The organism is Thermostichus sp. MS-CIW-23, assembly GCF_054059455.1.
On the sequence record NZ_JBSSCC010000001.1, the window covers coordinates 225105 to 235744 of the forward strand.

5 protein-coding genes are annotated in these 10640 nt (G+C 60.2%); 4 read left to right on the forward strand and 1 reads right to left on the reverse strand.

Going from position 1 to position 10640, the window contains the following annotated elements:
• Nucleotides 1-23: 23 nt before the first annotated feature.
• Nucleotides 24-1022 (reverse strand): ribose-phosphate pyrophosphokinase, encoded by a 999-nt coding sequence (locus ACVW0B_RS01060; protein WP_011433256.1) that lies wholly within the window; start codon nucleotides 1020-1022, stop codon nucleotides 24-26.
• 119 nt (nucleotides 1023-1141) lie between these two features.
• Between ACVW0B_RS01060 and ACVW0B_RS01065 the strand changes: the two genes are divergently transcribed.
• The 4 genes from ACVW0B_RS01065 (at nucleotide 1142) to ACVW0B_RS01080 (ending at nucleotide 10509) form a co-directional block, all read left to right on the forward strand.
• The gene (locus tag ACVW0B_RS01065) at nucleotides 1142-2674 is read left to right on the forward strand and encodes an ABC transporter ATP-binding protein (RefSeq protein WP_457490734.1); all 1533 of its coding nucleotides are present in this window, start codon (nucleotides 1142-1144) and stop codon (nucleotides 2672-2674) included.
• Nucleotides 2675-3084: 410 nt separating this feature from the next.
• Nucleotides 3085-7755, forward strand: a complete 4671-nt coding sequence (locus tag ACVW0B_RS01070; RefSeq protein ID WP_457490735.1) for an NINE protein — start codon at nucleotides 3085-3087, stop codon at nucleotides 7753-7755.
• A gap of 90 nt (nucleotides 7756-7845) precedes the next feature.
• Nucleotides 7846-9156 carry a rod shape-determining protein RodA gene (gene rodA / locus ACVW0B_RS01075; RefSeq protein ID WP_457490736.1) on the forward strand — a complete coding sequence of 437 codons (1311 nt, stop codon included), beginning with the start codon at nucleotides 7846-7848 and terminating at the stop codon, nucleotides 9154-9156.
• Nucleotides 9157-9276: 120 nt separating this feature from the next.
• The gene (locus ACVW0B_RS01080; protein WP_457384785.1) at nucleotides 9277-10509 is read left to right on the forward strand and encodes a cysteine desulfurase family protein; all 1233 of its coding nucleotides are present in this window, start codon (nucleotides 9277-9279) and stop codon (nucleotides 10507-10509) included.
• Nucleotides 10510-10640: the final 131 nt, after the last annotated feature.

Genomic DNA, 10640 nt, shown 5'->3' on the forward strand with positions numbered 1-10640 from the left:
AGAAACTTACTTTGAAACTTACTTTAGTGAAACATGCTGCTGACGGAGCTATCTTCATGAATGCGCCAGATCGCTTCCCCCAGCACATTGGCTACCGAGAGAACGGTTAATTCGGGAAAGTGCTGCTCTGGAGGGATGGGGATGGTGTTGGTGACGATCACCTCTTCAAACAGGCCACCCCGCAGGCGTTGAATGGCCGGCTCAGAAAAAACAGGGTGAATGGCGCAGGCATAAACCGCTTTGGCTCCCAGCTTGCGCAGCAATTTTGCCCCTTCCGAGATGGTGCCTGCGGTATCGATCATGTCATCCACAAGGATGGCAGTTTTCCCCCGCACATCCCCAATCAGATTCATGACTTCCACATCGTTGTGGGCTTGGCGGCGCTTGTCAATGATTGCCAGAGGGGCTTCCTTGAGTTTTTTGGCAAAGGCACGGGCACGAGCCACACCCCCCACATCGGGAGAGACGACCACAATGTCTTCGTCGAGCAAGCCCTTTTCCTTGAGGTAAGCCTGTAATACCGGCTGGGCGTAGACATGGTCGAGGGGAATGTCGAAGTAGCCTTGAATCTGAGCCGAGTGCAGATCCATGGCCAGCACGCGATGGGCCCCTGCCTGGGTGATCATGTTGGCCACCAGCTTGGCGGTGATCGCTTCTCGGCCTGCCGTTTTGCGGTCGGCACGAGCGTAGCCGTAGTAAGGCAAGACGGCGGTGATCTGCCGGGCAGAGGCGCGGCGACAGGCATCGATGATCACCAGCAGTTCCATTAGGTGGTCGTTGACGGGGCGGCAGGTGGGCTGCACCAAGTAGACATCGGCACCCCGAATCGACTCCTGAATTTGGATGTACAGCTCGCCATCGGCAAAGCGCTTGCGCAACATCGGGCCCAGATCCATGCCCAGGTAACGCGCCACCTCCTGAGCCAGAGCCGGGTTAGCGCTGCCTGAGAAGATTTTGAGGCGGTTGCTATCCGAGATGGGTGGCAGGGGGGAAGGGCGGAGAAGAGGGGCAGGGCGAACCACAGATCGATGCTGAACTCGTCCGCAGCCAACGCCTAACGGCGAGCTGTCGCTATCGTAGCACCAGCACTTGCAACCTCAGCAACTGTATTCTTGGGGATTTTCTGGGGAGGCAGGTTACTATGAGCAGAATGAAGGTCGAGCTGCTGCACATCCACAAGCGTTTTGGGGCGGTACAGGCGAACCGCGATGTGTCCTTACGGGTGGAGGCGGGCACGATCCACGGCCTGCTTGGGGAAAACGGGGCCGGCAAAAGTACCTTGGTCAAAATCCTGAGCGGCTTTCTGCGCTGCGATCAGGGGGAGATTTGGATCGATGGGCAACCGGTTCGCATCGACAGCCCTGCAGCAGCCATTCGCCTGGGCATTGGCATGTTGCACCAGGATCCCTTGGATTTTCCTTCTCTGACGGTGCTGGAAAACTTTATTGCCGGGCAACGAGGGCGCTTGGGCTTGGGGCTGCGGGAAAGCCGGAAACGTCTTGAGAAAGCCTGTGAAGAGTTTGGTTTCAACCTCAACCCCGATGGAGCCATCGGCAGCTTGACGGTGGGGGAACGGCAACAACTGGAAATGCTGCGGTTGCTTTCCCTGGGGATCAACACCTTGATTTTGGATGAGCCAACGACGGGCATTTCTGCAGCGCAAAAAGATCTTCTGTTCGCGGCTCTGAGAAGGCTGGCGGGGCAGGGCAAATCGGTGATCTTCGTCTCCCACAAGCTGGCCGATGTGGAATGCCTTTGCGATCGGGTGACGGTGATGCGGCAGGGGGAGGTGGTGGGGGAGCTGCCTGTTAGAGGTGAGGACATTGCCCTGCTGGAACAGCGGTTGATCGATTGGATGTTCGGGCGGGAGTTGGCACCCCCAGCTCGGCCCCATTCTCCGCAAAGGAGGGCGGATCCCCTGTTGGAGTTGCGCTCCCTGGTGGTGCGGCATGAGCCGTTTGCCTTGGCTTTGCCAGATCTGGCGGTGCAGCCGGGGGAAGTGATTGGGTTGGCCGGTTTGGAAGGCAGTGGGCAACGCTCTTTCCTGCTCACCTGTGCAGGGTTGTTGCCGCCCAGGCGTGGCCAGATCTTGTTGAGGGGGCAGGAGATGACAGGCCGTCCTTACGGCGACTATCTGCGCTGTGGGGTGGGGTTTTCTCCGGCGGATCGGCTGCGGGAAGGGCTGATCCCCGGCTTAACCTTGCAGGAGCATTTTGCCCTCCAGCAGCAGGATCCCTGGATCAACTGGGCTCTGGCCCGTCAGCAGACCCAAGCGGCCATCGAACACTTCAGCATTCGGGGTCACCCCTACAGCCGGGTGGAGCAACTCTCGGGGGGCAACCAACAGCGCAGTCAGTTGGCTCTCTTGCCCACACCCCTGAGTCTTTTGCTGATGGAGCACCCAACGCGAGGGTTGGACATTGAGTCGGCGCTGTGGGTCTGGGGGCAATTGCTGGAACGCACCCAAGCGGGTACGGCTATTCTTTTTGCCTCGGCGGATTTGGACGAGATCCTGCAGTACAGCGACCGGGTGATGGTGTTCAGCGGCGGACAGGTCTCGGAGCCCATTCCGGCGGCGGAGCTCACCGTTTCACGCCTGGGACAGATGATGACGCTTCCCGTCTTGCGCAGCACTCACAGCAGCGAGATCCCAGGGATCCCAACTGAGGTTTAGAGGGCTGGTCACATCAGCAGGAACTGACACTCTGCCGGAGCAAGAGCATGACTCTAGTCAATAATAAGCTCAACTATACTGAAAATAATGTATAATATGTTCAGTACGGATTACTACCAGTTGATCTTTCTGTTTACTTTCGAGTCTGCCAACATGGTAGCCAAAGCAAAGCAGAAAATTGGTAGTAAGACGACACGGAAACTGCGCTTTGGGTATTCTACTCAAAGCTTTGCGGGATACCGCCATTCTGTTTGGAAACAAACAGAATGCTATCGCTGCATAGTTGAACAGTGATGTTCAGCAGTGTTCAGCGTAAATGTATCAGAAGGATTTGAGAACGGCATGGCAACCAGCTAGAGCAAGGCTTAGAGTAGCAGTAGCCCCAAGCCTTTTGCTCAAGGAATCTGGCCATGAGATCCCAGGATCGCCTCTTGCCTCCAGGAGCAGAGGAGCTGCAATCTGACCGCTCGCCCTCCTCGGAGCAAGTCCTTTTGCAGCTCACCGTTCGGGGATCCCGGCAGCAGGTGTTGCGAGGTTTGCGAGCTTGGCTGGAGCTGGGCTTACTGACCCCAGAGCACTTTCGCTTGCTGGTGGAGCAGTATCGGCTAGAGGGGGAGGAACCAAGGTCAGCGGCAGTTTCCCCCAGCGACGAGATCCCGGCTCGTCTTGGCTCGGCCTACGTGCTCTGGATTTTGGGTTTGTTTGGCATCTGTGGCCTGCACCGTTTTTATCTGGGCCGCTGGCGGACGGGTTTGCTCTGGCTGTTGACCTTTGGGCTGCTGGGGATCGGTCAGCTCCTGGATTTGATTTGGATCCCAGGGATGGTGCGAGAAAGAAATGCTCGCCTGGCCGGATCTGGGGTTGAGGAACCTGCGGTCGAGGGGGGAGAAGAGCCCCAAGCTGCCCCTCAACCTGTTCGCGCCAGCGGTGCGGAGCACTATCGCGCTACTCGGACGGAGTCCTTGTCCCCCTCTCCCCCGGCGCTGGCTGTTTTGCTGCGGAACTTGCTGTCCGAGCTAAGCGTGACTTGGCTGTTGCTGCTGGGCCTGTTTTTGGTGGTGGTGTCCTCCGGGGTGCTGGCGGCCAGCCACTGGGAGCAATTTTCTCCAACTGCTCAGTATGGGGTGCTCTTGGCCTACACGGCGGCTTTTGGGGTAGGTGCTGGATGGATCCAACGGCAGGAAGGGCTGCGTCTAACCGGTCAAACCTTGGAGGCTATTGCCCTGCTGCTGGTGCCGGTGAACGTGTGGGCCCTGGATGGGCTGGGGATCCCTTGGGGGATCCGCATCCTGGCGCTGGGCTTGCTGCTGGGGATCCCGTTGACGGCTGAGGGTCGGGTGCGCTCGCTGGGTTCAGGTGCCGGCTTTCGCGACAGCGGTGTGGAGCCCAATGCCTTTTACGGAACCTTGGTGAACTTTTTGGCCCTCTCTGGCTTGCACGCTTTCTGGAGCTTGGGGCCGCAGGAGCTTCGCCCTGCTTTTGTCCTGGGGATCCTGTATCTGGGGATCCTCAGCACCGTGATTTACACCTGGAGCCGCCGGTCTCGGGAATTACGGGGCTCCAAGATCTGGCTAATCGGGGCTGCCGGATCCCTGTTAATCCTACGGGGGCTGCTGTCTGGGCATGTCCAAGTGCCGCAGTTGGGGTTGGCGGTGGCCCTGTTGGGTTGGCTAGCAGCGGAATGGCCCCAGGGATCCCCGCACATCGTAGCAGAAGGCGCTCAGGAGGGGACGCTCTCCCGCTGGTGGGATGGAAGCTGGGTGCTGTTGGTGGTGGGCTGGCTGCTGGCTGCCATTGGCTTGGCGGAGAGCCCTTTCAGCGGCTGGCAGTTGCTGGGGATTAGCCTGCTGGGGATCCATGTCTTAATCGGGCGCTTGCGCCGACACACCCAGTCGCCCCAGCGGGACGAAGTCCTTAGGGTGCATTTGACGTTGCTGTTCTTGCTGGGCCTGGAAACTTGCTGGGCTTTTTGGCAGGTGTGGCCAGCAAGCTGGCGGCAAGAGGTTGTAGCTACAGTAACCAACTGGTTTCAGCCCCTTGATTCCCCTTGGGGCTTGCTGGGGTTGGCGCTGCTGCCCTACGAGGTGCTGTGGCTGGGGTTGGCGGCCCGCTGGCAGAGGAGCGGTCCAGAAGCCGGTGAGACAGGCTTTTCTGGGCTGGTGGAACCAACAGAGCGCTTGGTTTTGGGGCTAGGGGGATCCCTGCTGCTTTTGAGCCTTCCCCATCCGGCCATTCGCTTCTGGCATTTGCTTTTGAGTACTGGCATCCTGACCTGGTGGCTGCGGCAGAAGTCCAAGAGAGCTGAGCTCCTCGATCCCCGCTGGGTATTTCTCACCCATGCCTACGGGCTGGGGGCGCTGCTGGCCGGGATCCGCTGGCTCTTGTCTGACTTGAGCCTGTCCAGTTGGGGAGTGGTTCTGCTGCTGGTGGGCCTATTGCAATGGGCAGGGCGGGTAGCTCTGGGTGGGTCAGAGCGCTTTTTTTGGGGAGTGCCTGCGGAGCTGTGGCAGCGAAGTGCAGATGGCATAGGGCTGGTGCTGGTGGGATCCAGCTACTTGGCGTTTTTGCTGCAACGGTTCCTTGATTCGTCTGCGACTGGTGAACAATCCATGGGCTGGCTGTGGCTGCTGGTGCCTCTTGCTTTAACGGCAGCTCAGGTATTGGCCCTGCCCCCCCTGGAGTTCATGCCCCGCTGGCTGCAGAGCCCAGAGCAAGGGGGATTGGGATCCCTTTCCTGGCAGCAGGGGATCCCGGAGCGCGGGTCTTTGCGTTTCCCGGCAGTTCTCTCCCTTTTGCTGGCCCAGTTACTCACCTTTGGAAGGCCGGGGGTTGAGTTTCTGGGTCTGGGCTTGGGGTTGCTGCTGATGGCCACTCAGGTGTGGGTGTGGGCCTCTTTCCCCTCCGCCGACCATGAGCTCCACACCGCCAACGCAGTTGTTCCAGCAGAGGTGCTGTTGACAGTGACGTTTGGCTGGGGGTTCGGTCTGGTGGGAATCCATCGGCTGTTCCCCGCTTTAACGGAGTCAGAATGGCTGACGGCCTTGGGGGTGCTGCTGTTGTTCGCGACAGCGGTGCGGAGCACTAGCGGCTGTCGCTACAGCCTAGGGACTCCGTTCCACTACCTCTCTCCCCGCCTTCGGGCAGCTTACCGACCGGTGCTGGATGGCTTTGGCTTTCTGCTGGGGATCGTACTTTTACTTTCCCTAACGTTGCAGACATTGCAGCCAGAAGCAGGTCGCATCGGTGGTGGAAAGTACCTGGATTCCCCAGTGGCTCTGACCCTGGCCTCTGGGACTGTCCTGGTGGCCATTGTTTTGCGGCTTTGGGTGGAAGTGGCTCCCGCTTTTTATCGCGACGGCGGTGTCCATCCTGCTGGCTTGGAGAGCGAAAGCCCGTCTCCTTCCAGGGCGGAGGATGTCTCAACTGGCGGCAGCGGTCAGGAGGCTTCGTCGGCCATCTCATGGTCTGTAATGGAGGGGCTGTCCTATGGGCTGATCTGGGCTTTGGAGCTGTTGGTGGCCAGCAGCCTCTTGTGGGTGGTGCAGGGATCCCGTCCTGTTGCCCCTCTGCTTGCCGTCATCAATCTGAGCCTGGGGATCCTCTTTTGGATTGGGCCGGAAAAACTCTTGCTTGAGGGGGCCGCTCGCGCTGGCGGGACAAAGTCTTTGGGGGGGCAGCTCCTGCAACAGGTCAGGGCCCTGAGCTTCTGGCGGACGGGGCCTTTGATCTATGCAGGGTTGGGCTGGCTGGGATCCCATGCCCAGTGGAGTGAGGTAACGGGCTTGGGCAGCTTAGGTCTCTCCATCGTGTTGCTGGGCCTGGGGCGTCGACAGGCGATCCAACGGGCGCAAGAGCAAGGCCGGGAAGACCTCCGTCCTGCCAACTGGAAAGGGCTCCTGGGCGCTTGGGGCGTGTCTGTGGCCGCCTACGAGAGCTGGGTTTACTTCCTCAGCCAGCGAACTGGGGGATCCCTGGCAAATGGGTTGGTGTTGATCGCTCTGTTAGGGCTGAGCTTGGCCTGGGGCTACGGCTTTTGTCCCCCTTGGCTGGCGGCGACCCTGCAGCTTAAAAGAGCTGGGTTGCGCTGGATGGCCTTGGCCAACTGGGCTCTGGCCAGCCTTGTCCTCTGGTCTGCCCTTTTCGATCCTCGCCTCAGCCGTTGGGGACAGCTCCTCTGGGTGCTGACGGGATCCAGCCTGGTGGCCTATGCCGGCGGACAGGCGAGAACCTCAACTCTAGAATCTCCAACAGAGCAAAATTGGGTGCCAACGGTCTGGGGTTACCTCAGTGCATGGCAAGGAGCTGGGGTTCTGCTGGGCGGTGTGTTCCTGGGGCTGCCGCAGCTATCCATAGCGCGATGGGCCGGATCCCTGCTCTGTGGGCTGGGGCTGGTTTACCATGGCTTGCCCTGGCGAGGGTGGGGCTGGCCGGCGGCTCCTTGGCAGAATACAGCCTTGGTGCTGCCCCTGGCCGCTTTTCTGGTAACCGCGGGAGGAAATAACACCCTTAATCTGCTGCTGGGGGCAACCTACTATGCCCTGCTGGCTATCTGGAGATCCCAAGTGCGCCTGGGCTATGTCAGCCTGTTCTTGAGCAACTGGATCCTGTGGAATTACGGCTGGCATCAGGATTGGGCTTCCCTGACGTTCTATGCCCTGCCCCTGGTGGGATCCCTGCTCTATGTGGCTCAGGTGGATCCGGGATTACAGGAAACCAACGGACGGCGGGGGCGGCATTGGCTGCGGCTGGTTTCCTTGGGCACATGGCTGCTGGTGGTGCTGGTGGAAACTCACGGGCAACGGTGGACGGGCTTTTGGCCGGTAGGGTTGGGTTTGGCCTTGGGTCTGCTGGGCTTGGCCTTGCGGGTAAGAGCCTATCTCTTCGTGGGCACGCTGGCCTTTGGGCTGGGGATCCTGCGGCAGGGATGGCTGTTGGTAACAACTGATGCGCTGCTGCTCTGGGCCACTGGGATCCTGCTGGGCCTGCTTCTGATTTGGACGGCAGCCAATCTTGAAGGGCGTCGAGAAGAGGTGGGATCCCGCCTCTCCGCTTGGCTAGGGCAACTGCAGAGCTGGGAATAGCTCCCCCCGTGGGAGAGGGGTCGAGAGTGAGCCAGTGGGGCAAGGGGCATGTCAAACTGGTGCTGGCCTTGCTTTGGAGGATGGGGTCTATTGCTGGGCAACGTTGACCCAAAGGTGTCTTCTCAGCCTAGGTGGAAAAAGCTTCTGCGGCAGATCTTGGCTCCTTGGCGGGAGTTCGATGGCATGTTGCTGGCCACGGTGCTGGCCTTGACAGGCATCGGCATTCTTGCCATCCGCAGCGCAGTCTGGGAGCGTCCCATCAGCCACTATTGGCTGCAGCAGTTGATCATGGCCGGGATCAGCCTGGTGTTTTTGGGAATGGTAGCCCGGATCCCGTATGAGCGGCTGTTGCGCTGGCACTGGTTCACCTACTTCCTGACCTTGGCAGGTTTAATTGCAGTGCTCTTTTTCGGCACGGCGGGGGGAGGGGCGGAGCGCTGGCTCTCCATCGCTGGCTTTCAGGTGCAGCCTTCTGAGTTTGCCAAGCTGGGGGTAATTGTTACCCTGGCTGCTCTCCTGCACCACTGGCCGATCAAGTACTTCAGCCAGATTTGGGTGGCCGTTGCCGTCATTGCTCCTCCCTGGATCTTGATTTTCCTGCAGCCCAACCTGGGCACTGCCCTGGTGTTTGTGGTGATTGTCCTGGTCATGCTCTACTGGGCCGGAGCCAAGGGCAGTTGGATCCTCTTGCTCCTGTCGCCGGGGGTGGGAGCCATTCTCTATGGCTTACACACTCGCCCAGAGCTGAGCTGGATGCTTTGGGTTTGGCTGCTCTGGTGTCTGGGAATGGCGGGGTTGGCTGCTTGGCGTCTCCCCTGGCAGTGGACGGGGGCCGTAACTTTTGGGGTAATCAACCTGCTCTCGGGGCAGTTGGGTCAGCTAGCTTGGCACCTTCTCAAGCCCTATCAGCGGCGGCGGCTGGAGATTTTTATCGATCCCATGCAAGAGCCCTGGGGAGCCGGCTATCACCTCATTCAATCCCGCATTGCCATCGGAGCCGGCGGCCTCTGGGGCCGCGGTATCCAGCAGGGCACCCAAACCCAGCTGGACTTCATCCCCGAACAGCACACGGATTTTATTTTCTCGGCCATTGGGGAAGAGATGGGTTTTATCGGCGCCCTGACGGTGCTGATCCTGTTTTGGATCCTGTGTGCGCGGCTGATCTGGATTGCCCAAGGGGCCAAGGACAATTTTGGATCCCTGATTGCCATTGGGGTGCTGGCGATGATCCTCTTTCAGGCGGTGGTGAACATCAGCATGACCATCGGCCTGGCCCCGATTACCGGCTTGCCTTTGCCTTTTCTAAGTTATGGCCGCTCGGCTCTACTGACCAATTTTCTGGCCATTGGCTTGGTGGAATCGGTGGTGATGCACCGCCAGCGTACTAGTCTTTTCAAGTAGGCAGGCTCAATTTGCCTCCAGCGGGTTTGGCCTCAACAAGGGGAAGCTGCTGCCAGCGTTGGGCAACACTGGCCAAGGATCTTAAGATAGGAACACGGAGCCCCGGCTGGTCGAGCTGGCATGTTGCGTTTGGATCCTGCCCTCTACTTTGACCACAGCGCCACCACTCCGCCTCGGCCTGAGGTGATCGAGGCCATGCAGATGGCGATGCAGGAAAGCTGGGGCAACCCCTCCAGCTTGCACGGGTGGGGAGAACGGGCCGCCATGGCCATGGAGCGGGCGCGGCAGCAGGTGGCCGAGCTGCTTAACTGTGAGCCGGAGGCGCTGCTGTTTACCTCAGGCGGGACGGAGTCCAACAACCTGGCCCTGTTTGGGGTGGCCCAGCGCTACTCTACTCCCCAACATCTCATCATCTCCAGCGTCGAGCACGCCTCGGTGGAGAATGCTGCCCGCCAGTTGCAGTCCCAAGGCTGGCAGGTCACCCGTCTGCTGGTGAACGCCGCCGGCCAGGTGGATCCCCAGACTTTGATCCAGGCGCTGCAACCCAATACCGTTTTGGTCTCCATCGTCCACGGCCAAAATGAGGTGGGATCCCTGCAGCCCATTGCAGAGCTGGGTCAGATCTGTCGCCAGGCGGGGGTGCTCTTCCACACCGACGCTGTGCAGACGGTGGGGCGGATCCCGCTGGATCTGGCGCAACTGCCGGTGGATCTGCTCTCCCTTTCCGGGCACAAGCTCTACGGGCCGCAGGGGGTGGGGGCGCTGTACGTGCGCCCAGGGGTGGAGCTGCGACCGCTGCTGCGGGGGGGTGGGCAAGAACGGCGGCTGCGGGCTGGCACCCAAGGGATCCCGGGCATTGTCGGCTTGGGAGTGGCGGCAGCTTTGGCGGCCCAAGAGCTATCTCAAGAAACGGCCCGCCTGCGGCAATTGCAACGGCATTTGGCCCAGTTGCTGGCGGAGGTGCCCGGTTTGCGGCTGACCGGCCCTGTGGATTTGGAGCAGCGCCTGCCCCACCACCTCAGCTACTGCGCCGCAGGGATCCCGGGGAATGTGCTGGTCAGGGCTCTGAGCCGCCAGGGGATCGCCATTAGCGCCGGCTCCGCCTGTAGCAGCGGCCAACTGATCCCCAGCCGCATCCTCTTGGCCATGGGCCACTCAGAAGCCGAGGCGCTGGGATCCATTCGCCTTAGCCTTGGCAAAGCCACCACCTACGCTGCGGTTGAGTATGTGGCCCGATGTCTACAAACGGAGCTTGCCTCCATCTCCAAATCCGTAGCCTTGGGGAATGCGGCAACTCAATCCCCGTTGTCGATCCCCGTCACCAAATTTTCGGGCTGGAGGCCCGCACCATAGCCGCAGGCTTGGTGTCGGGAGGAAAGCCCGCCTCCTTATAGGTTTGCTGGTCAAAAGTCTGGATGAACTACAATAAGCCCATGAGCCAGACTATCTCTGTACGTTGCAAGCTGATAGTCCCACAAGAGTTG

What these genes read in the sequence shown, in the direction of transcription:
- ACVW0B_RS01070 (WP_457490735.1), top strand. Translation starts at nt 3,085, where the DNA reads ATGAGATCCCAGGATCGCCTCTTGCCTCCAGGAGCAGAGGAGCTGCAA.
- ACVW0B_RS01065 (WP_457490734.1), top strand. Translation starts at nt 1,142, where the DNA reads ATGAGCAGAATGAAGGTCGAGCTGCTGCACATCCACAAGCGTTTTGGG.
- ACVW0B_RS01080 (WP_457384785.1), top strand. Translation starts at nt 9,277, where the DNA reads ATGTTGCGTTTGGATCCTGCCCTCTACTTTGACCACAGCGCCACCACT.